Here is a 19,473-nt window from a genome sequence, read left to right as displayed (position 1 = left end):
CACTGACTCGATGGCACAACGCCAGTTTATTGCGCTTGCTCAGGATCTAGTTCTCCGATTCGAAGCCCAGCACCCGCAGCAGCTCGGCAACAATCGGCAGATCGGCCGGAATCCACGGCAACTCCAAGAGCGCCACGCCCTCAGTGAGCGGCATCCAGCGCAGTTCGCTATGATCCTCAAGCGGCCGCGGCACCCCGTCCTGCAAGGCGGTGAACCACACCCGCATCACAGCGTTTCCGAGTAGCGGCCAGCCCGCAGGGTCCGCAGCGGCAAGCTCATCGCCCAAGACGACCCTGACCCCCAGCTCTTCTGCGAGTTCCCGATGAACTGCTTGCTCCGGCTTTTCCCCGGGCTCCACCTTGCCGCCGGGAAACTCCCACAGCCCGGCCAGCGAAGCTGGTGCGCTGCGTCGAGCCACCAAGAGCTTGCTCGGGTGACGCAAATCATCCAGAATGGCGGCACCCACGATCAGTTTCGGCATCACCAACCAAGTCTATGGGCGATGATGGAATAGTCGTTCTCTGCCACCCGAAAGAAGCCACATGCAGCAACAGGAATACTCGCCGCGCCGCGTCGCCGGAGCAATCGTTGCGCTGGCAATCGGTGGCTTCGGCATCGGCACCATCGAGTTCGCCATGATGGGGCTTTTGCCAAACATTGCTGAGGGGGTTCGGGTGAGCATTCCGGAGGCAGGAAACCTCATCTCCGCGTACGCCCTGGGGGTGGTTATTGGTGCACCAGTATTGGCCGCCATCGCCGCCAGGCTCCCCCGCAAACAGGTTGTCCTCGGGCTCATGCTGCTCTTCACCGTCGCTAACCTTTCCTCGTATTTCGCCAATGATTTCGGCACCCTCTTGGTGACTCGTTTCCTCTCCGGCCTGCCGCACGGAGCTTATTTCGGCGTAGCTGCCGTGATCGCCGCCTCTTTGGTCGCGCCGACCAAACGTGGCCGAGCCATTTCGATGGTGATGCTCGGACTCTCAATCGCTAATGTGATTGGCGTCCCATTAGCGACCTGGATAGGGCAACAGTGGGGCTGGCGGCTGCTCTTTATCCTGGTAGCAGTGATCGGTGCCATCACGGTGCTGAGCATCTGGTTCGTGGTGCCACAACAGCCCGCACCCCACGATGCCTCGATCCGCTCCGAACTCGGCGCGCTCAAACGACTCCAGGTCTGGTTAGCACTCTTGATCGGCATTGTCGGTTTCGGCGGCTTCTTCGCGACTTACGCCTACATCGCACCGACCATGACCGAAGTAACCGGCCTGCCCGCCGGTCTGCTGCCGCTCGTGGTCGCGCTCTACGGCGTCGGCATGGTAATCGGCAACGTGGTTGGTGGCCGGCTCGCCGATAGGTCGGTGATGGGCAGCATCTACCTGATGATGGGGGTGATCGCCGCCGTGCTGCTGATCTTCACCCTCGCGGTGCATCAGCCCTGGTCGGCGCTACCGATGGTGCTGTTGATCGGCGCCTCGGGGTCGATGTTGGTACCGGCATTACAAACCCGGCTGCTGGACGTCTCCCCCGACGCGCAGTCCCTGGCCTCCTCGATGAACCACTCGGCCCTCAATATTGCCAATGCGCTGGGCGCTTTCCTCGGCGGCCTGGTGATCAGCTGGGGCTTCGGTTATGTCGCGCCAGCCCTGGTTGGCGCGGGCCTCGCGGTGCTGGGACTCGGCATTGCTCTGCTTAGCGGGTGGGCCGACCGTCGGCTGGCTACGGCGCGACCGGAGTAGTCGACGAAGTTTGTTGTGCGGTATAGATGTCCGGCTCAAGATAGATCACCTTAGCAATCGGCACCGCAGCACGCACTCGCTGTTCCGCGTCGTTGATCGCCTTAGCTATCGCCGTCCCGGTCGCGGAGTCAGCCACCGCGATCTTAGCCGCGACCAGCAGCTCCTCGGGACCGAGGTGGAGGGTTTTCAAGTGGATAATTTTATCCACCCCCGGACCGACTAAGGCACCCTCAATAGCTTTCACATGATCAGCCGTCGCGGACTCCCCAAGCAATAGCGATTTAGTCTCAACGGCAAGCACCACTGCGACAGCAACCAGCAACAGACCAATCAAAGCGGTGCCGATAGCGTCCCACATTCCGTCGCCAGTGAGCAGCGTCAGACTCACACCAAAGAGCGCAAAGAGTAGGCCGAGCAGAGCAGCGGCGTCTTCCAGCAGCACTACCGGCAATTCAGGGGCCTTAGCGGTGCGGACAAAGTTCACCCAGCTGCGCTTACCTCGGGTGTGATTGGATTCCTTGATCGCGGTACGGAAGGAAAAACCTTCAAGCACGATGGCCCCCAATAGCACCACCAAGGGAACCCACCACCACGGACCTTCAAAGCCGTGCGGATCATGGAACTTCTCCCAGGCCTCATAGAGAGCGAACAAACCACCGACGCTGAACAGCACAATGGAAACAATAAAAGCGTAGATATAGCGTTCCCGACCATAGCCAAAGGGGTGCTGGGGGCTGGCCTGCTTAGCGGCCCGTTTGCCACCGACCAGCAGCAATAACTGATTTCCGGAATCAGCCACCGAGTGAATCGACTCGGCGAGCATTGACGAAGAACGGGTCAGCAGAAACGCCAAGAACTTGAGTACCGCAATGGCCAAATTGGCGCTGAGCGCCGCAATAATGGCCCGATTTCCGCCTTCGGTGGACATCGCAATTCCTTTTCTTTCGTTGCTGTTACCAGCTATGTACCTGCTAAATACCCGCTACTGCCCGCCATAACCTAGCCCCGGCCGCTGTGCGCGCTGATGTAACGCTACCTTGCCGCCCCGCTCTTCCCAACTGACTCGTTGGCGAAACTCGCTCTCCACCTACATGTTTCCTGTGCCTCAGAGGAGTAAAATCACAGCTACCAGCTCAACCACAGGAGGAGTTATGGGTTTCATTGGATGGATCGTTCTTGGTCTCGTCGTCGGGGCCATCGTCAAAGCTGTGATGCCGGGAAAGGTCGGCGGTGGCTGGATTACCAGCCTGGTGCTTGGCCTCGTAGGTGGCGTCCTGGGCGGCTGGATTGGCAGCCTGCTCTTCAACTCCGGAAAGATGGAATTCTGGAACCTTGGTTCATGGATTTTGGCAATTGTTGGCGGCTTGGTGGTTGCTGGCATTTGGGGGGCCATTACCGGCCGGAAGTCGAACGCTTAGCTAAGCGTTCGAGACAACACTAACCTCTACCCGAACGCTGCCTCAGCTCCGCGAAAGCGGTCACGCTGGGGCAGCGTTTTGCGTTGAGGCGCCAGCTCAAATAAGCGCTACCTCAAACAGGAAGAATTTTAATCAGGAGCGGCGTTGCGCGCGGGCACTCGCGTAGAGGCAGACCGTGGCCGCAGTGCCCAAGTTCAGGCTTTCGGCGGCACCATAGACCGGCACCGCTACCCGATGATCGGCAAGTTCAAGCTCCTGGGTAGAGAGCCCCTGAGCTTCGTTGCCAAAGAGCCACAATGTCGGTGCCTCCAAGGGATAAGCCGCTTCGGGAGTTTCCTGGTCGAAGCTACGAGCCGCCGACTCGTCCTGGAGTTGATCGAGGTTCAGCGCACCGTAACCATCGGCGGCGAGAATCCCAACTCCGGCCTTCCGGAAAGCCTGCGCAGCCTCAGCTGGTTCGACGCCGAGCACCACCGGAAGATGGAACAGCGAACCCACCGTACTACGCACCGTTTTGGGGTTATAAACGTCAACACTTGAGGCACTAAGAATGACAGCATCGGCTCCAGCCGCATCCGCTGCGCGCAGGGCGGTACCAGCATTCCCCGGATCCTGAACTCGACAAAGCATCGCAATCAGCCGTGGTTTAGCTGCCACGACCTCGGCGAGCGGCACATCAATAAATCGACAGACGGCAATGACGCCTTGCGGATTTACGGTGTCGGCCATCGCGGCTAACACCAGTTCGCTGGCGATCCGCAGCTTTCCACTCCCACCCGGCTGAGCTGCCGAACCGGCTAGTAGCTCTGCTAGCTCCGGATAGCGGTCCAAGCACTCCCGGCTGGCATAGACCTCGTCAACGATCGGCTCGCCACCAGCGTTCAGGCAATCTCGATGAGCTTGCAGTGCTTCACGAACGGCTTGCGGTCCTTCGACCAGGAATTGCCTACGCTTGGTACGCGAAGGGCGCCCGGCCAGCTTCGCCACGTCCTTGACCCGATCTGCTCGGGGGTTGGTCATAGCATCCACTGGGGGCGCCCTTCTCGACTCACTAGCTGTGCAGTTGTTAGCTAGTTACTAGTTAGCAACCGGCGCGGAGGTATCCGCGGGCAGCGCGGCCTTAGCCAGCTTCACCAGGCCAGCGAATGCGGCGGCGTCGTTGACAGCCAGTTCCGCGAGCATCCGGCGATCAACCTCAATCTCAGCAGCCTTCAGACCCTGGATCAGACGGTTGTAAGTTAGGCCATTAGCGCGGGATGCAGCGTTGATGCGCTGGATCCAGAGCCGACGGAAGTCGCCCTTGCGCTTGCGACGGTCGCCATAGCTGTAGACGAACGAGTGCAGCAGCTGCTCTTTCGCCTTACGGTACAAGCGCGAACGCTGACCCCGGTAACCTTTGGCGCGTTCAAGAATAACCCGACGCTTCTTATGGGCGTTGACCGCCCGCTTCACACGTGCCACGTGCGTACTCCTTCATGTCGTGCTCCCGTTCCGCTGCGCTCAATGGGCAACGTCGGGATGGTTGTACACCGCCTGGAGGCGGCAGATTGAATGGTTTTAGACGCCCAGCATCTTTTTGATGTTCTTGGCGTCCGCCGGGGAAACGATCTTGTCCGAAGCCAAGCGACGGGTCAGCGTGCTGGGCTTGTGCTCCAGGTAGTGACGGCGGTTGGCCTGCTGACGCTTTAGCTTGCCGCTACCGGTGAGCTTGAAGCGCTTCTTGGCACCACTGTGGGTCTTCATTTTCGGCATCGGAACCGATCTCCTTTATCTGTGTTCTCAGTACGCGGTGCCATTATCGTCGGCACCGGCGAAGCTTGAGTTCTAACTATTCGGTGGAATCTTTGCTATTCCGGCTGGCTGCCGGCTTGGCGGTGCTGCGCGGGGCAGCTGGCTTGGCGGCAGCAGGTTTCGCTGCTGCACTGGGCTTGGCCGCGCTGGGCTTGGCCGCGCTGGGCTTGGCCGCGCTGGGCTTGGCCGCGCTGGGCTTGGCCGCGCTCGGCTTTGCAGCTGACTTAGCGGCAGCAGGCTTAGCGGCAGCTGGCTTTGCTGCTGCAGGTTTTGCTGCTGCACTGGGCTTAGCGGCTGGTTTCGCCACGGGCTTTGCAGCTGGCTTTTCCTCGACAGGCGCCTCAACGACCGCTTCTGACGGCTCAACCGGCGTTGCGGCGTCGCTGCTTTCCGGCTGGCTGCCTTCCGGCGTCTCGCTTTCCGGCTCGACAGCCGCAGCGGCTTCGGTCTGGGACTTCAGTGCCTCAGGCAGCAAATCGCCTAGGCTCTGCGTCATCGGAGCTGAGCCGTCGACGTCAATCCTGGCCTTTGCCTCATTAGCCGCCTTAGCCTCGGCTCGCTGAGCGGCTCGACGAGCCTCTGCTTTAGCCTCGGCCTTGTTCTTCAAGGGGCCAATCACCATGACCATATTGCGACCGTCAATCCGCGGGGTGGACTCCACCACGCCGACCTCGGCCACGTCTTCGGCGAATCGCTGCAACAGTCGAATGCCCATTTCCGGACGCTGCTGCTCGCGACCACGGAACTGGATCATCGCCTTGACCTTATCGCCCGCACCCAAGAAGCGCAGCGCATGACCGGTCTTCGTCTCGTAATCGTGCTTGTCGATCTTAAGGCGGAAGCGGATTTCCTTCAGAACCGTATTAGTCTGGTTCTTCCGGGCCTCGCGCGCCTTGACGGCGGCTTCGTACTTGTACTTACCAAAATCCATAAGTTTAGCGACCGGTGGCTTGGCCATCGGTGCAACCTCTACAAGATCTAGATCCGACTCAGCGGCTAGACGCAGGGCATCCTCAATACGGACAATGCCGACCTGTTCGCCAGCTGGTCCAACCAACCGCACCTCCGGGACGCGGATTCGATCATTGATTCGTGGCTCGCTAATGTGTTACTCCTGATTATGTCTTTTACGGCTAAGACACCGGACATACAGAGAAGGCCTCCGATTGCCGGTGCAATCGAAGGCCTCAAAGATACGACAGAACCAGTGACCTGGACGGTCGACCTATACCTGGTAACTCCGGCTTCTACAGCTATTCGGGTCGACAGGTGGGAGAGAACTCCGCTTGCTAGCCGGTTATCGCCACTAATGCTCCAACGTTCAGTTGGACGCAAAAAAATAACGACTTCCAGCCGGTCTATGACAAGCTTAGCAGTATGAGTACCTCTGAGGATAATCTGGCCCCCGATCAGCAAGCGGCAGTGATCCGCGATATTGCCGAAGTGCCAGCGATTGAAGTCATTAACACCGCCGCCGTGCACCTCATGAGCGCCGCCGCCGTCAAGGTTGGCCTAGCCGAAGGCCCCGAAGCGGAATCCCTCAAGGATCTCGATGAAGCCCGCAAGCTGATCACCGCCCTGGCCGGTTTCGTCACTGCTGCCGCACCCGAAATTGGCAGCCAACACGCTGGACCCTTGCGGGACGGTCTGCGCTCCCTGCAACTCGCCTTCCGTGAAGCGTCCACCCTGCCGGATGCACCCGGCCAAGGGCCCGGGGAGAAATTCACCGGACCAGTCAACTAAACTCTTGCTAGGCTAGGCCTAGCTGTTTGGCCCAATGTCGCATCACGGCATCAAAGTAACTGCGATTGTCCTTGACCGAGCCGACGAAGTGCCCGAATAACTCGAAACTCAGTAAGCCGAAAAGATGGCTCCAGCCAGCGACTCCAATGGCAATTTGATCTCCATCGAGTTCAGCGTCAAAGAGTTCCGAGAGCCTACTCTGCAGGCTATCCCGCTCAGCTGGCCACTGCGCTGCAGCAGAAAACGACGGCGCACTTCGGTCCATCTCAGCCACCGAAATCAATAGTCGGCCGACCTTGGTGGCCGGTTCAACAGTGTCCCTGGGGGCGGCATAGCCAGGCACTGGAGAGCCATAAATCAGCGCATAGCGATGAGGATTTGCCAGCGCCCAGTCCCGACAGCCGTGACAGATCGCCAGGTACTGTTCCAGCGCCGGCTGATCAGTTGCCGCCCGAAGAGCTTGCTCAGCGGCATCGCCGATGTCCTGGTACGCCCTGATGATCAGGGCGGTCAAGAGGGCTTCCGCGCTAGGAAAATATCGATAGATCGCTGACGAAACCATACCTAATTCGCGAGCGATCGCCCGAAGCGAGAGCTCCGAGGCTCCCCGGTCCCGCAGTTGCACCTCGGCCAGTTGCACGATATCGGCAAGCACCTGCTCCCTAGCGCGCGCCCTGGTACCCCGTACCGAGATCTGCTGATTCCGCTGCTCTTCCATCACTCCATTTTGACAGAAAGAGAGCGCTGGTGACAAATGTGAGCGGTGCTCTTGCTTTTCACAATGAAGCAGTCTATTCTCAATTCGAGAGCACTGCTCTCTCAAACCTTTTCATCGCTAACGGAGGCATCATGGCACAACAATTCATACTCGGAGCTGGACTGATCGGCGCTGAACTGGCGCGCCAACTCAGCAGCGCTGGAGATCAGGTCACGGTCGGTAGCCGACGGGGCACTCAGCTCGCGGGCAGCAAAGCGGTGGTCGTCGATGGTTCGGACGGGCAAGCCCTGAGCGAGGCAGTCAAAGGCGCTGAAACTCTTTTCATCTGCACCAACCCGCCGTATCACACCTGGGCCGCGGAATGGCCGCCAATTGGCCGGGCAGCTATTGCCGCCGCCCGCTCAACCGGGGCCCGCTTGGTGTTGATGGGCAACCTCTACCCACATGGCATTCCGAGTGGTCCAATGACTGCGCAGACTCCTTTCCACCCCGAGGACACTAAGGGGCAAATCCGCGCCGATCTCTGGTTGGAGATGTTACATGCTCACGAGCGCGGCGAGATTCAGGCTGCAGAGGTCAGAGCCAGCGACTACTTCGGCCCGGGCGCTGGTGAGAACGCACATTTGGGCGATCGTTTCTTCGGCCCGCTGCTCGCCGGTAAAACAGCGCAGGTAGTGGGGAACCCGGCACTGAAGCACAGCTGGGCTTTTCTTCCGGATATCGCCAGGACTCTGGTGGCCGTGGCTCGGGATGAGGACGCCTTCGGTCGCGCCTGGGTGACCCCGCACGCCAGCCATGACAGCCGCAATAGCATCGCCGATCAGGTCGCCGAGATCTCAGGTCGACGCGGAAAGCTAAGCCCCATCCCAGGCTGGCTGCTCCGTGGCCTGGGTCTCTTCAACCCCAGAATGCGGGAGGTGGCGGCCAGCAGCTATCAGTTCACCCACGAATTCATTGCGGACTCAACTGAAACCGAATCCCGATTCGACCTACCGGCAACACCCTTCGAGCAAGCCTTAGTAACCACGCTTGACTCGATTCGGAGCAACTGAGTCTCGACCCTTTCAGTATGCTTCGACGCTCCCCCGGCGACGCCGCAGCCACTGCGCGCTGAGCCCCACCACAGCGAGCAATGTCGAGATCACCCCGACCGCGGCAAAACCACCCCAGGGACCGACAGCGTCTATCGCCGCCCCGGCGAGCGGCGCCCCAATGGCGCTGCCCAGGGTGATCGCCGAGCCGTACCAGCCCATTGCCTCACCGCGTCGTGCCTCCGGTACTAAATTGGCCACCCACTCAGAACTAGCGGAGAGCACCGGGGCGCACAACAGGCCGGCCGGAATGCTCAGCAGGGCAAGCGCCCAGGTTTCGGTGGCGAAGCCCATTGGCACCGTCAGAAGTGCCATCACGGCCAGCAGCCAGAGCGGGTTCACCTTGCGATGCAGCGAACCGTAAATCAGTCCACCCACGATTGAGGCGGCACACCAGAAGATGAAGACAATGCCGATCTGGGACTGCTGATCATGCTCACGCAGCACCGCAACAATACCGACATCGGTGCCAGTGAGAGTCATCCCCACCCCGACCGAGGCGGCCAGCACCGCCAGCACCGCGATGGTGATCCAGCTCAGTTGTCCTCGAAGTCGTCCCGATAACCGGCTCAGCGGGCTGGTGCCGGTGGAAGAGGTGCTGCTGGCTGCCTCGTTCGGGGCGAGTTCTTCGAAGGACTCCAGCGCATCTTCGACATCGCCCTGGTAACTCCCCGGCTGGCCGCTCCGAGTCGGCGGATTGAACCAAAACAGAAGTAACCCAGCAAGCGAGGACGCTGCCCCGATAATGATCATCGCGGCTACGGTATTCACCGTGGCCAGCGCGACACCCGCGGCGGGGCCGATCATGAAGGTAAGTTCCGCACCGATTGAGTCCAAGGCATAGGCGGTGCGCCGATGCTTGGTAGAAACCATCACGCCGAGTGCTTGGCGCACCACGCTGAAAATCGGCACCGCCAGCGCCCCGCCGATAATGGCCGCAATCAGTAATAATTGGTAGTTCAGGAAAGGCGCAACCGTCCAGACCGTGACCTCACCAATAATTGAGGGCACCATCGCTCGCCGTAGGCCTTTGATATCAACCAACCGGCCACGCCATGGTCCGCCGAAGGCGATGCCCACGGTCACCGCGGCACCAACTCCGCCCGCAGCCGCATAACCCAAGCCCAAGGTATTCACCACGTGCAAGGTAAGTACCACAGCCGAAGCTGAGTGCGGGATTCGGGCCAGCATGGCCACCAAGAGCAACTTACGCAGCGCAGGTACTCTCAGCAGGTGCCCGTACTGTCGAAAATTCACTCCGACCCATCCTCACTTTCAATGCTCTGGATACTTATTTCTAATGAGTCGACCCGCTCGGCGAAGACTTCGTCCGCCGCTAGGCTGCCCTGCACACGACTCAGCAGCTGATTCAGCTGCTGCTCACTCAAGCCGGCTTCGAGCAGGAAGACTAATCGCAATTCCGGTCCGCCACCGCCGCCATTCACTATTGCTCCCCCGGCCGCACCAGCGTTTAGCCTGCTGCGAATGCCGCTGCCGGGCATCATCTCTACACCATGCAAGCGCACCGCAGCTCCGGGTACTGTCGAGTGCTGACCGAACTGTGCCGCCTCGGTAGTCACAATGCCTCGGATTCGCTCGGCTAGTTCAGCATCCTGATAGCTCGGCAACCACTGACGCTGCTGAGCAAGTGCCCACATCGCGGGCCGGCGTACCACGAACGTCAGCTCGGCCGCCGGATCGATCACTAGCAGTTGGGCCTCCTCGGCGACCGCTGAGAGCGCGAGCCGTGGCGCAAAAACCGCCACCGGACGGGCCTGCGGGTGCCAGTTCTGCAAGCGTTCAATGCTGCTGAAGGCCGGCAGCGCGCGACGCCCGTCGGGTGCTGCCAAGCTCACTAACGCCATCTCAGACTCTTTATCGGCGGCGACCCCGTGCGAGCCTGTGGCGGCGGCAGTCAATTCGGCAATAACCGGCACGAATAGACGAGCCTGACTCAGACTCGCAATCACCGCTGATTCATCCCCCAAGCCGTCAGCAAGGGCAGTCAGGGCTGCGCTGAGCATCGGGTCCGCAACACCGTCATCGCCGTCGAACTGGTGATATTCACCGCTTAAATCTCTGCCCTGCCAAGCCCGACCTGCACTATCAGCTGCACCGCCCGCACCCTGCAGTGCGGCTGCGATGTGGGCTGGCAGATCTCGCGAAGGTGAGCCACTCATAGCGGTTGGCGGCGGCCAGCCACCTCAAGCGCTTCGGGCAGCGTGAAGGCGCCAGCGTAAAGCGCCTTACCAACAATCGCACCTTCCAAGCCGAGCGGCACCAGGGTGCGCAGTTGACGCAGATCTTCCAAGCTGGAAATGCCACCGGAAGCCACCACCGGCTTATTGGTTCGTTGCAGCATCTCCCCGAGCAATTCCAGGTTCGGCCCGCGCAGCGTGCCATCCTTGGTCACATCGGTCACCACATAACGTGCGCAGCCCGCGTCTTCGAGCCTGGCCAGCACCTCCCAGAGGTCACCGCCCTCACGGGTCCAGCCACGAGCCGCCAAGGTGGTACCGCGAACGTCAAGACCAACGGCGATTTTGTCACCGAATCGCGCGATTGCACGAGCGGTCCACTCCGGGTCTTCAAGCGCCGCAGTGCCTAAGTTGACCCGCTCAGCCCCCAGCTCCAGGGCGCCTTCCAAGGAGGCGTCGTCACGGATGCCACCGGAGAGCTCGACTTTCACCTGCAAAGCTGAAACCACTTCACGCAGCAACGGCAAGTTCGAGCCACGACCAAAAGCAGCGTCCAGATCCACCAGATGCACCCATTCGGCGCCATCTTGCTGCCAGGCCAGCGCGGCGTCGAGCGGCGCACCGTAAGCAGTCTCACTGCCTGCTTCGCCCTGCACCAGGCGTACTGCCTGGCCATCGGCGACATCTACGGCGGGCAGTAGCTCAAGAATGCTCATCTAGTCAGTCCTTAGTTGGTGAAACGATTAGTAGTCGACGGGCGCCGGTCTAGGAAAGGGTGAAAAGGTAGGCGCCAAGTAGCGCCAAAACGGCCAGCACGCCAAAGGCAATGGGAATCCAACGCGGCGTCTTCTGTTGCCAGAAGGCTATCGCGCCACCGATCAGCAAGCCACCGAGGCCCATCAGCAGAATGGAAACCATTAGCTTGCCTCCGTTCCGTTGGTTGAGCGCTGGGGGCGGCTCTTGGGCAGGGAGTTCACCCAGTTGCGCAATAACCTGGCTCCGGCATCGCCAGACTTTTCGGGGTGGAACTGGGTAGCGCTCAGAGGTCCGTTCTCGACCGCGGCAATGAACTTGCTGCCGTGTTCACTCCAGGTCACCAGCGGCGGCCGCATTTTTGGTTGGCTGACATCGAAATCCCAGTTCTGCACCGCGTAGGAATGCACAAAGTAAAACCGTTCCTGGGCGACGCCTTCAAAGAGCACGCTACCGCTCGGCACCTGGACGGTGTTCCAGCCCATATGGGGCAGCACCTCCGCCGGAAGCTGTTCGACGACGCCAGGCCACTCGGCCATTCCTTCGGTGCGCACCCCGTGCTCCACACCGGCCTCAAAGAGGATCTGCAGGCCCACGCAAATAGCGAGCACCGGACGTCCGCCCGCCACCCGCCTGCCGATCATCCTGATCGCATCGACTTGTTTCAGTTCATCCATTACGGTCTGGAAAGCACCTACTCCGGGTACCACTAAACCATCGGCTTCCAGCACATCGACGGCTTGAGCGCTGAGTTTGACCTCGGCCCCGGCCCGCTCAAGCGATCGCACCGCAGAACGCACGTTCCCCGAGCCGTAGTCCAGAACAGTGACTGTCGGCTTCACAGCAGCCCCTTGGTGGAAGGAACGCCTTCCACCCGAGGGTCTGATTCCACCGCAGCCCGCAAGGCCCGAGCGAAAGCCTTGAACTGTGCCTCAACGATATGATGCGGATCCCGGCCAGCCAGTACCCTCATATGCAAGCAGATCTGGGCATGCAGCGTGATCGCCTCAAAGACATGCCTGGTCAATGAGCCGGTGAAATGACCACCGATCAGGTGATACTCCTGCCCTTCCGGCTCACCGCCGTGCACCAAGTACGGGCGGCCCGAAACGTCAACCACGGCCTGCGCGAGTGCCTCATCCAAAGGCACGGTGGCCTCACCGAAACGGCGGATACCGGCCTTATTGCCCAGCGCGGTGCGCAGAACCTCGCCGAAAGTGATGGCGACGTCCTCAACGGTGTGGTGGACGTCAATATGGGTATCACCGGTGGCCTGCACGGTGAGATCAATCAGCGAATGCTTAGCCAGTGCGGTCAGCATGTGATCGTAAAAGGGCACGCTGGTGCTGATCTGGGAGGCTCCGGTGCCATCGAGGTTCACCTCGACCAGCACCGAAGATTCGGAGGTGCTCCGCTCCAGTCGTGCGGTGCGCGCGGCCAGGGGTTTGCTACTCATCAATGTCCTTTGTTTGCTGATACGTCGCACTGACTATGTCAAGTCTAGGGAATCCGGTCGGCTGATGGGGCTCAGCGTCCTTCCGCTGCGAGTAAGCGCTCCATATTCTCTAGAAAAGCGGTGGTCTCCTGCTCTGTTCCGGCGGTCACTCGCAAACTGCCCGGAATACCGACATCGCGGATAAGCACACCGGCGTCAAGCAGTCCTTGCCATATTTTCCCGGGGTTCTGGACGCCGCTGAAAAAAACGAAATTCGCATCCGAAGGGGCTGGCTGCAGGCCCAGGGCGCGCAGCCCGTCAACAATGCGGTCTCGTTGCCGCTTAATGTCTTCGACATTAGCTTGCAAGGATTCGGAGTGCTCTAATGCGGCTACCGCGGTGGCCTGGGTCAGTGCGGAGAGGTGGTAGGGCAGTCTCACCAAGCGGAGTGCATCGGTGACTTCCGGGGCAGCCGCCAAGTACCCTAGCCTGGCCCCGGCCAAGGCGAAAGCCTTCGACATGGTGCGCGAAACAATCAGCCGTTCACGCCCAGGCAGTAGAGTCAGTGCACTGGGCGTGCCCGGATGGGCGAACTCGGCATAAGCTTCGTCAACTATCACGATGCTTTGCGCGGCTTCGCTCGCCTGATAGACCGCGCGAACCACTTCCAGGTCAAGAGCGGTGCCAGTGGGATTATTGGGTGAGCAAAGAATGACTAGCTGAGGAGCGGCAGCCGCCACTTGCTCAGCGGCAGAGACCGCGCTCAGCGAGAAGTCCGACGCTCGTTCGCCACTGAGATATTCGGTGTTCGTACCACTAGCCAGCAGGGGGTACATCGAATAGGTTGGTGGAAAACTCAGCACCGTGCGAGCTGGGCCGCCGAAAGCTTGCAGAATTTGTTGCAGAACTTCATTGGAGCCATTGGCAGCCCAAATGTTATCGGCGCTCAGGCCATGACCCAGGTAACGGGCCAAGGACTCACGTAACTCGGTGAATTCTCGATCTGGATATCGGTTTAGCTCGGTGAGCGAGCGTTCCACCGCTCGCATAATGGCCCTTCGAGCATCACTCGGCACCCCATGGGTGTTCTCATTGACATTTAGTAGCACCGGAGCGTCGAGCTGGGGGGCTCCATAGGGTTTGAGGCCGCGCAGGTTATCTCGTAACGGCAGGCGCGCTAGCCGTTCAAGACGTGCTGCTTGGGTTTCTTGACTCACTTCTCGATTTTAAGCCCAGTGCGCCAGGAAGCTAATCGAGACCGTCACAGAAGTGTCAGAACTCACTTTCGCAGTGCTTCGTCATTGCGGGTCTCGTCATTGTGGGCCGGACCGATCTACCAATGCCGGGAGGATCCAGATGACAGCGCAATTAGCGAGCTGACGAATTAGTGAATCAATGAATTAGTGAGTCGGCACGAAGATTTGCTGGCCTGGCTGTAGCACTGAGGTCTTCAAGTCATTGAGCTGCACGATCTCGGCGACCACATCACGAGGGTCGCGGTTGCTGCTATTAGCGGCAGCGATTGACCAGATGGACTCCCCGGCCTGCACGGTGACCTGAGTCGCACCGGCGCCAGTTGTACCAGTTGCAGCCTGCGCCGAGGAAGTGACGATTCCCACCAGTACCAAGGCGGCCACCGCAAGTAACATCAACGGCAGGCCGAGCAATAAAAACCGACCGCGTCGAGTCAGCTTTAGGCCCGAGGAGGTAACTCGAGCTGCTTTACGGTGGGACTTAAGAGTGATTGTTGACATTGCACTGCCAGCTACGATTCCGCTTGCCATTGCCCTGCCCTTTCTTTCGTTGTTTCGAAAACCTTCTACTCTTTGAGCCAAACCAGCTTCGAGTAGAACATGTTTTCGAATTTGCTTCTTCATTTTTAGCACGAATGATCGATGGTTGCCAAGACTCGCTAGAACATATGTTTGAAATATCTCGGCCACTCGCCTAGCCTTGAGCCAGATTCAAGTGGTGTTTCGCGTTCGATGCTGTTCATGAATTGAGTCCATCATCGAGCACCGACAGTATTGCTGGATTGCTGGCAGACCCCGGGAAAACCCGGCCAAACAGCGATGCTGCAAGCGTGAAAGGACTTACCGATGACAGATCACTCAGCGGATGCAATGGAGCAGCCGGACCGTGGGCTGGTTCGCCGTAGCGGGTTGAAAGGCCTTTCAATGCGGCAGAAGAAGATTCTGGAATGTATCCAGCGTTCCATCACCAGCAATGGCTACCCGCCGTCGATGCGTGAGATCGGTGATGTGGTTGGCTTGGCGAGTCTCTCTAGCGTCACGCATCAGCTCTCCCAATTGGAGAAGCAGGGGTATTTGCGTCGCGATCCGAAGCGACCGCGCGCCATGGAGGTACTGATTCCCCTCACCCTGGGCGATGAAGACACCGAAATCGAGGGTGTTGCGGACACCGCGAAGCTGCGTAGCGCCAGCGGTCTCAACGTTGCTCAGCTGGCTAGCGCGCAAGACACCGCGATGGTTCCGTTGGTCGGTCGGATCGCCGCGGGTGGCCCGATCCTGGCCGACCAGGTAGTCGAGGACGTGATGCCACTGCCTCGACAGTTGGTCGGACACGGCGAATTGTTCATGCTCAAAGTGGTCGGCGACTCGATGATCGATGCAGCTATTTGCGATGGCGACTGGGTAGTGGTGCGCCGGCAGAATGACGCGGTGAACGGCGATATCGTGGCCGCGCTACTTGATGATGAATCGACCGTAAAAACTTTCCGGCAGCGCGACGGTCACACTTGGCTGCTACCGCAAAACACCCAGTATGAGCCTATTCTCGGCGATCACGCCACCATTATGGGCAAGGTCGTCACCGTGCTGCGGGCACTCTAAAGCTTCGATTTGTCACGCCTAGACTGAACCAGGTTGGCTTAAGCTTTCGAAGCCAGCCGTTGCAAAGCGGCTATTGCGACCTTCCGATCAGTTGTCGCCCAAAAAGGAGGCAAGGCGGCGCGCAGAAAACCGCCATAGCGGGCGGTGGCAAGTCGTGAATCTAGCACGGCCACCACACCCCGGTCCGCTGAAGAGCGAATCAACCGCCCCGCCCCTTGCGCCAGCTTGATCGCCGCCTGGGTTGCGGAAACGCTCATAAATCCATTGCCGCCAGACCGAGCCACCGCGCGAGTTCGCGCTGTCATGAGCGGATCATCGGGACGCGGGAACGGGATCCGGTCAATCACCACCATACGACAAGATGAGCCCTGCACATCAACACCTTGCCACAGTGACATAGTCCCGAAGAGGCAGGTATCTGGCTCAGCTTCGAACTGTTTAATGAGCGCCGCCATTGATGATTCGCCCTGACACAAAATGCTCAAATCCAAGCGGGAACGCAGCTCGTCCGCCGCGTCTTCGGCGGCTCGTCGCGAGGAGAAGAGACAAAGCGCACCACCGCCAGAAGCTTTGAGGAGCGCTTCGAGTTCGTTGAGTTGCTCTGGTGAATTACCACGACCGGGTTTCTCAAGATGTGCTGCCACGTAAAGCATGCCCTGTTTGGTGTAGTCGAAAGGACTGCCGACATCGGCTCCGGTCCAGCTGGGCGCCCCAGCGCCCAGCAAGCCCAATCCAGCGGCGGTAGGCTCAAACGCAGCCCCGATAGCCAACGTGGCCGAGGTCAGAATAGCTGTGTGCTCGGCGAAAAGGCCGTCCCGCAATTTCATTGCTACGCTCAGCGGAGCGATATTCAAGACAGCAGGGGCGGTGGGATCAGCCGCAGCATAGCCTTTTTGCGGGTCAAAAACTCCCGGCCTGGACAGCCAAACCACCTCACCGGACTCGGCCGAGGCAAGCAAACGCTCGGACAATTCCAAGATGACCAGCAAACGTGATCTGGCCATCTGACGGCCACCGTCGGCCACTTGCGAGGAATCACCTTTTGAATCGGAAAGCGCCACTCGCGCGGCTTCGCGGACCATGGAAACTGCCTCGGCCTGCTGCTCATTAATTCCCTCCGGCAACCAGCCTTCAGCGACGCCGCTCAACACCGCTTCCAGCGCGGCGGCGGCAGCATTCAGGTCATCGACACTAATTGCGGTGTGCTTACGGGCCGCACTCGCCGCAATGTTGACCATCGTCGCCGAGAGTTGACCGGTCACTGCCCCGGTGACCCGATCAGCTAACTCGTGTGCTTCGTCCACCACCACAACGTCGTACTCTGGCAGCACCGCCAGCCCCTCAAAGGCACTAATCGCCAGCATCGCATGATTGGTTACCACCAGATCGGCGGTTGCGCCGCGCGCCCGGGCCAGCTCGCTAAAGCATTCGGTGGCCACCGGGCACTTCTGCGAGCCCAAGCACTCCACCGCGGTGACCGAAACCTGCCGCCAGGCCCGATCAGTCACCCCCGGATTCAGCTCGTCCCGATCGCCGGTGCTAGTTTCCTCGGCCCAATCACGAAGCCGCACTACCTCTCGGCCCAGAGCCGTGCTGGGTCCGGTACCGGGTAGGTGCATGACCGCGGTGTCCTCACCGAGCGCAAAGAGCTGCCCCTCTTGCGGTTCATCGGTGGGAAAACCACCCGAAACCTTGTGCTTGCAAAGATAGTTGCCACGCCCTTTGACCAGCGCCACATCAATCTTGCGACCCAGCTCAGGCTCAATCGCGGCCAGCAGCCTGGGCAGATCACGGCCAACGATTTGCGCCTGCAAGGCCAAGGTGGCGGTAGCCACCAACGATGGCCGGTCGCTTTCCAGAGCATGCACGATCAACGGAATCAGATAAGCCAACGACTTTCCGGTTCCAGTCCCGGCCTGGACCAGCAAATGGTCGCCCGATTCAATCGAGCGAACCACTTGCCGGACCATCTCGTGTTGCCCAGGACGTTGCTGCCCGCCCATCGCGGCCACTGCGGCATCGAGCAAGCTGAGCGCTAGCTCTTCTTTGCTGGTCGTTGAGGCTGCCTCTAGCTGTTCAGTCATGCGGCAGGCTGTGGTCCTTCCCGGAATGGTGCGAGTTCGGCGGCGAGGCCCTCGCGAACCTTGACCCGCAACCAGGTCCCAGTCTCCCGATGCTCCTGCGAAAGAATATCCGCGTCCGATTGGTGCAGCTTATTCACCAGATCACCACGATCGTAAGGAATCAACAGCTCCAGCTGCACATTCGGCCGTGGAATAGAGCTACTGATCTGCTCCATCAACTCGGTCATTCCAGCGCCGGTGCGCGCTGACACCAAAACGGAACGAGGTTCCCGCAGCCGGAGCCGTTCGATCACTTCCGGATCGGCCGCATCGGCCTTGTTCAGCACAATGATCTCCGGGATATTTCTGGCATCGACCTCGGAGAAGACGGCCCGCACCGCAGCGATCTGGCCTTCCGGATCCGGGTGCGAAACATCAACCACATGCAGGATGAGATCAGCGTCGGCCACTTCCTCAAGGGTGGATCGGAATGCCTCGACCAACTGAGTTGGCAACGACCTGACGAAACCGACGGTATCGGCTAGCGTGAAGCCAATGCCGTCCGGCGTGCTCGCCTTACGCACGGTCGGGTCAAGGGTGGCGAACAACGCGTTTTCCACCAGCACCCCGGCCTGGGTGAGACGATTCAGAATCGAGGACTTACCGGCGTTGGTGTACCCGGCGATGGCAACCGAAGGAATCTCGGTACGACGACGGTTGGCTCGCTTGGTCTCCCGGGCGGGCTTCATCGCCGCAATTTCACGGCGCAGCTTGGCCATTCTGGTGCGAATCCGGCGTCGATCAAGTTCGATCTTCGTTTCGCCCGGTCCGCGAGATCCCATTCCGGCACCCGCGCCACCCACCTGACCGCCAGCCTGCCGGGACATCGACTCACCCCAGCCGCGCAGGCGCGGCAGCAGGTACTCCAACTGCGCTAGTTCAACTTGAGCCTTGCCTTCACGAGATTTCGCATGCTGCGCGAAGATATCCAGGATCAAGGCAGTTCGGTCAATCACCTTGACCTTGACAATGTCTTCCAGTCCACGCCGCTGCGACGGGGCCAGCTCGGCATCGACCACGACGGTATCGGCTCCGGTTGCCATCACCACATCTTTGAGTTCGAGAGCCTTTCCGGAACCCAGGAATGTCCCAGGGTCTGGCTTCATCCGACGTTGCACCAGACCGTCGAGCACTTCGGAACCAGCGGTCTCGGCAAGTGCGGCAAGCTCACGCAAGGAGTTCTCGGCATCGGCCAAGGTACCCTCACTCCACAGCCCAGCGAGCACCACCCGCTCCAGCCGGAGCTGACGGTATTCCACCTCGGTGACGTCCTCGAGTTCGGTGGAAAGCCCCGCTACTCGGCGCAAGGCACGGCGTTCTTGCAGGTCTTCCTGCTCGCCGTCGTACTCGCCGTGCTCTCGGCCAGAATCGCTCAGCGCCTGAGCGCGGCTAGCTAATACACCGTGCTCAGCGGGTTCGACGCCTGAGTCCTTGGCCAGGATTCTATCGATCACGGCTTGAATCTCGGCCGGTGACATATCCGCTCCGGCTTGATGATCGGCATTATTCTGAGTGGTCATTTTCTCCTTTGTGGAACTGAGGCTTCTATCGTAGTCTGGGCTGCTGACAGCCTGCTGATTGGCATTGTTTTTCCGCGCCGTGGCGGAGTGCTGCT

General features: G+C 60.1%; 22 protein-coding genes. 5 read left to right on the top strand and 17 right to left on the bottom strand.

What is annotated here, in order from left to right; genetic code table 11:
• Positions 1-46: 46 nt before the first annotated feature.
• The gene (locus UM93_RS01975; RefSeq protein ID WP_045073338.1) at positions 47-481 is read right to left on the bottom strand and encodes a (deoxy)nucleoside triphosphate pyrophosphohydrolase; all 435 of its coding nucleotides are present in this window, start codon (positions 479-481) and stop codon (positions 47-49) included.
• 61 nt (positions 482-542) lie between these two features.
• Here UM93_RS01975 and UM93_RS01970 point away from each other — a divergent pair, with 61 nt between their 5' ends.
• A complete protein-coding gene (locus UM93_RS01970; RefSeq protein WP_045073336.1) occupies positions 543-1,736 on the top strand; it encodes an MFS transporter in 1,194 nt (397 codons plus the stop codon).
• On the opposite strand, the gene UM93_RS01965 is transcribed toward UM93_RS01970, so the two are convergent.
• On the bottom strand, positions 1,717-2,664 hold the full coding sequence (locus UM93_RS01965; protein ID WP_045073335.1) for a cation diffusion facilitator family transporter: 948 nt from the start codon (positions 2,662-2,664) through the stop codon (positions 1,717-1,719). The two genes, UM93_RS01970 and UM93_RS01965, sit on opposite strands and share 20 nt — an antisense overlap.
• 223 nt (positions 2,665-2,887) lie before the next feature.
• On the opposite strand from UM93_RS01965, the gene UM93_RS01960 reads away from it, so the two are divergent.
• Positions 2,888-3,154, top strand: coding sequence for a GlsB/YeaQ/YmgE family stress response membrane protein (locus UM93_RS01960; RefSeq protein WP_045073333.1), 267 nt, complete (start codon positions 2,888-2,890; stop codon positions 3,152-3,154).
• A gap of 132 nt (positions 3,155-3,286) precedes the next feature.
• On the opposite strand, the gene UM93_RS01955 is transcribed toward UM93_RS01960, so the two are convergent.
• The 4 genes from UM93_RS01955 to infC all read right to left on the bottom strand — a co-directional run bounded on the left by UM93_RS01955 (position 3,287) and on the right by infC (position 6,008).
• Positions 3,287-4,174, bottom strand: a complete 888-nt coding sequence (locus UM93_RS01955) for a TrmH family RNA methyltransferase (RefSeq protein WP_045073331.1) — start codon at positions 4,172-4,174, stop codon at positions 3,287-3,289.
• A gap of 57 nt (positions 4,175-4,231) precedes the next feature.
• A complete protein-coding gene (rplT, locus tag UM93_RS01950) occupies positions 4,232-4,615 on the bottom strand; it encodes a 50S ribosomal protein L20 (protein WP_045073330.1) in 384 nt (127 codons plus the stop codon).
• 96 nt (positions 4,616-4,711) lie between these two features.
• The gene (gene rpmI, locus UM93_RS01945; RefSeq protein WP_045073329.1) at positions 4,712-4,906 is read right to left on the bottom strand and encodes a 50S ribosomal protein L35; all 195 of its coding nucleotides are present in this window, start codon (positions 4,904-4,906) and stop codon (positions 4,712-4,714) included.
• A gap of 76 nt (positions 4,907-4,982) precedes the next feature.
• A complete protein-coding gene (gene infC, locus UM93_RS01940; protein WP_045073328.1) occupies positions 4,983-6,008 on the bottom strand; it encodes a translation initiation factor IF-3 in 1,026 nt (341 codons plus the stop codon).
• 314 nt (positions 6,009-6,322) lie between these two features.
• Between infC and UM93_RS01935 the strand changes: the two genes are divergently transcribed.
• On the top strand, positions 6,323-6,688 hold the full coding sequence (locus UM93_RS01935) for a DUF1844 domain-containing protein (RefSeq protein ID WP_045073327.1): 366 nt from the start codon (positions 6,323-6,325) through the stop codon (positions 6,686-6,688).
• 7 nt (positions 6,689-6,695) lie between these two features.
• Here UM93_RS01935 and UM93_RS01930 read toward each other — a convergent pair whose 3' ends face one another.
• A complete protein-coding gene (locus UM93_RS01930) occupies positions 6,696-7,406 on the bottom strand; it encodes a TetR/AcrR family transcriptional regulator (RefSeq protein ID WP_045073325.1) in 711 nt (236 codons plus the stop codon).
• 131 nt (positions 7,407-7,537) lie between these two features.
• Between UM93_RS01930 and UM93_RS01925 the strand changes: the two genes are divergently transcribed.
• Positions 7,538-8,458 (top strand): NAD-dependent epimerase/dehydratase family protein, encoded by a 921-nt coding sequence (locus UM93_RS01925; protein WP_045076713.1) that lies wholly within the window; start codon positions 7,538-7,540, stop codon positions 8,456-8,458.
• 12 nt (positions 8,459-8,470) lie between these two features.
• On the opposite strand, the gene UM93_RS01920 is transcribed toward UM93_RS01925, so the two are convergent.
• The 8 genes from UM93_RS01920 to UM93_RS01890 all read right to left on the bottom strand — a co-directional run bounded on the left by UM93_RS01920 (position 8,471) and on the right by UM93_RS01890 (position 14,667).
• Positions 8,471-9,754, bottom strand: a complete 1,284-nt coding sequence (locus UM93_RS01920; protein WP_045073324.1) for an MFS transporter — start codon at positions 9,752-9,754, stop codon at positions 8,471-8,473.
• A complete protein-coding gene (locus tag UM93_RS01915; RefSeq protein WP_045073322.1) occupies positions 9,751-10,677 on the bottom strand; it encodes an SseB family protein in 927 nt (308 codons plus the stop codon). Before UM93_RS01915 ends, UM93_RS01920 begins: the two co-directional genes overlap by 4 nt.
• Complete coding sequence (gene priA / locus UM93_RS01910) at positions 10,674-11,411, bottom strand: bifunctional 1-(5-phosphoribosyl)-5-((5-phosphoribosylamino)methylideneamino)imidazole-4-carboxamide isomerase/phosphoribosylanthranilate isomerase PriA (protein WP_045073321.1); 738 nt, start codon at positions 11,409-11,411, stop codon at positions 10,674-10,676. Before priA ends, UM93_RS01915 begins: the two co-directional genes overlap by 4 nt.
• A 49-nt stretch (positions 11,412-11,460) precedes the next feature.
• Positions 11,461-11,613, bottom strand: a complete 153-nt coding sequence (locus UM93_RS17815) for a hypothetical protein (protein ID WP_199921798.1) — start codon at positions 11,611-11,613, stop codon at positions 11,461-11,463.
• Positions 11,613-12,290, bottom strand: a complete 678-nt coding sequence (gene hisH / locus UM93_RS01905) for an imidazole glycerol phosphate synthase subunit HisH (RefSeq protein ID WP_199921797.1) — start codon at positions 12,288-12,290, stop codon at positions 11,613-11,615. The genes UM93_RS17815 and hisH overlap by 1 nt, the downstream gene beginning before the upstream one ends.
• On the bottom strand, positions 12,287-12,904 hold the full coding sequence (gene hisB / locus UM93_RS01900; RefSeq protein WP_045073317.1) for an imidazoleglycerol-phosphate dehydratase HisB: 618 nt from the start codon (positions 12,902-12,904) through the stop codon (positions 12,287-12,289). The genes hisH and hisB overlap by 4 nt, the downstream gene beginning before the upstream one ends.
• Before the next feature lie 71 nt (positions 12,905-12,975).
• The gene (locus UM93_RS01895) at positions 12,976-14,100 is read right to left on the bottom strand and encodes a histidinol-phosphate transaminase (RefSeq protein WP_045073315.1); all 1,125 of its coding nucleotides are present in this window, start codon (positions 14,098-14,100) and stop codon (positions 12,976-12,978) included.
• 183 nt (positions 14,101-14,283) lie between these two features.
• Positions 14,284-14,667 carry a LysM peptidoglycan-binding domain-containing protein gene (locus UM93_RS01890; RefSeq protein ID WP_234399359.1) on the bottom strand — a complete coding sequence of 128 codons (384 nt, stop codon included), beginning with the start codon at positions 14,665-14,667 and terminating at the stop codon, positions 14,284-14,286.
• Positions 14,668-15,006: 339 nt separating this feature from the next.
• Here UM93_RS01890 and lexA point away from each other — a divergent pair, with 339 nt between their 5' ends.
• Positions 15,007-15,735 (top strand): transcriptional repressor LexA, encoded by a 729-nt coding sequence (gene lexA, locus UM93_RS01885; protein ID WP_045076711.1) that lies wholly within the window; start codon positions 15,007-15,009, stop codon positions 15,733-15,735.
• 38 nt (positions 15,736-15,773) lie between these two features.
• Here the strand turns inward: lexA and UM93_RS01880 are convergent, their stop codons facing one another.
• Positions 15,774-17,819 carry an ATP-dependent DNA helicase gene (locus UM93_RS01880; protein WP_045073313.1) on the bottom strand — a complete coding sequence of 682 codons (2,046 nt, stop codon included), beginning with the start codon at positions 17,817-17,819 and terminating at the stop codon, positions 15,774-15,776.
• Positions 17,816-19,378, bottom strand: a complete 1,563-nt coding sequence (gene hflX / locus UM93_RS01875) for a GTPase HflX (protein WP_045076710.1) — start codon at positions 19,376-19,378, stop codon at positions 17,816-17,818. The genes UM93_RS01880 and hflX overlap by 4 nt, the downstream gene beginning before the upstream one ends.
• Between the last annotated feature and the right edge of the window lie 95 nt (positions 19,379-19,473).

It is taken from the genome of Psychromicrobium lacuslunae, assembly GCF_000950575.1.
Taxonomy (GTDB): domain Bacteria; phylum Actinomycetota; class Actinomycetes; order Actinomycetales; family Micrococcaceae; genus Renibacterium; species Renibacterium lacuslunae.
This window is presented reverse-complemented; position numbering and strand designations above follow the sequence as displayed.

What these genes read in the sequence shown, in the direction of transcription:
- UM93_RS01975 (WP_045073338.1), bottom strand. Translation starts at nt 481, where the DNA reads ATGCCGAAACTGATCGTGGGTGCCGCCATTCTGGATGATTTGCGTCAC.
- UM93_RS01970 (WP_045073336.1), top strand. Translation starts at nt 543, where the DNA reads ATGCAGCAACAGGAATACTCGCCGCGCCGCGTCGCCGGAGCAATCGTT.
- UM93_RS01965 (WP_045073335.1), bottom strand. Translation starts at nt 2,664, where the DNA reads ATGTCCACCGAAGGCGGAAATCGGGCCATTATTGCGGCGCTCAGCGCC.
- UM93_RS01960 (WP_045073333.1), top strand. Translation starts at nt 2,888, where the DNA reads ATGGGTTTCATTGGATGGATCGTTCTTGGTCTCGTCGTCGGGGCCATC.
- UM93_RS01955 (WP_045073331.1), bottom strand. Translation starts at nt 4,174, where the DNA reads ATGACCAACCCCCGAGCAGATCGGGTCAAGGACGTGGCGAAGCTGGCC.
- rpmI (WP_045073329.1), bottom strand. Translation starts at nt 4,906, where the DNA reads ATGCCGAAAATGAAGACCCACAGTGGTGCCAAGAAGCGCTTCAAGCTC.
- UM93_RS01935 (WP_045073327.1), top strand. Translation starts at nt 6,323, where the DNA reads ATGAGTACCTCTGAGGATAATCTGGCCCCCGATCAGCAAGCGGCAGTG.
- UM93_RS01930 (WP_045073325.1), bottom strand. Translation starts at nt 7,406, where the DNA reads ATGGAAGAGCAGCGGAATCAGCAGATCTCGGTACGGGGTACCAGGGCG.
- UM93_RS01925 (WP_045076713.1), top strand. Translation starts at nt 7,538, where the DNA reads ATGGCACAACAATTCATACTCGGAGCTGGACTGATCGGCGCTGAACTG.
- UM93_RS01915 (WP_045073322.1), bottom strand. Translation starts at nt 10,677, where the DNA reads ATGAGTGGCTCACCTTCGCGAGATCTGCCAGCCCACATCGCAGCCGCA.
- priA (WP_045073321.1), bottom strand. Translation starts at nt 11,411, where the DNA reads ATGAGCATTCTTGAGCTACTGCCCGCCGTAGATGTCGCCGATGGCCAG.
- UM93_RS17815 (WP_199921798.1), bottom strand. Translation starts at nt 11,613, where the DNA reads ATGGTTTCCATTCTGCTGATGGGCCTCGGTGGCTTGCTGATCGGTGGC.
- hisB (WP_045073317.1), bottom strand. Translation starts at nt 12,904, where the DNA reads ATGAGTAGCAAACCCCTGGCCGCGCGCACCGCACGACTGGAGCGGAGC.
- UM93_RS01890 (WP_234399359.1), bottom strand. Translation starts at nt 14,667, where the DNA reads ATGGCAAGCGGAATCGTAGCTGGCAGTGCAATGTCAACAATCACTCTT.
- lexA (WP_045076711.1), top strand. Translation starts at nt 15,007, where the DNA reads ATGGAGCAGCCGGACCGTGGGCTGGTTCGCCGTAGCGGGTTGAAAGGC.
- UM93_RS01880 (WP_045073313.1), bottom strand. Translation starts at nt 17,819, where the DNA reads ATGACTGAACAGCTAGAGGCAGCCTCAACGACCAGCAAAGAAGAGCTA.
- hflX (WP_045076710.1), bottom strand. Translation starts at nt 19,378, where the DNA reads ATGACCACTCAGAATAATGCCGATCATCAAGCCGGAGCGGATATGTCA.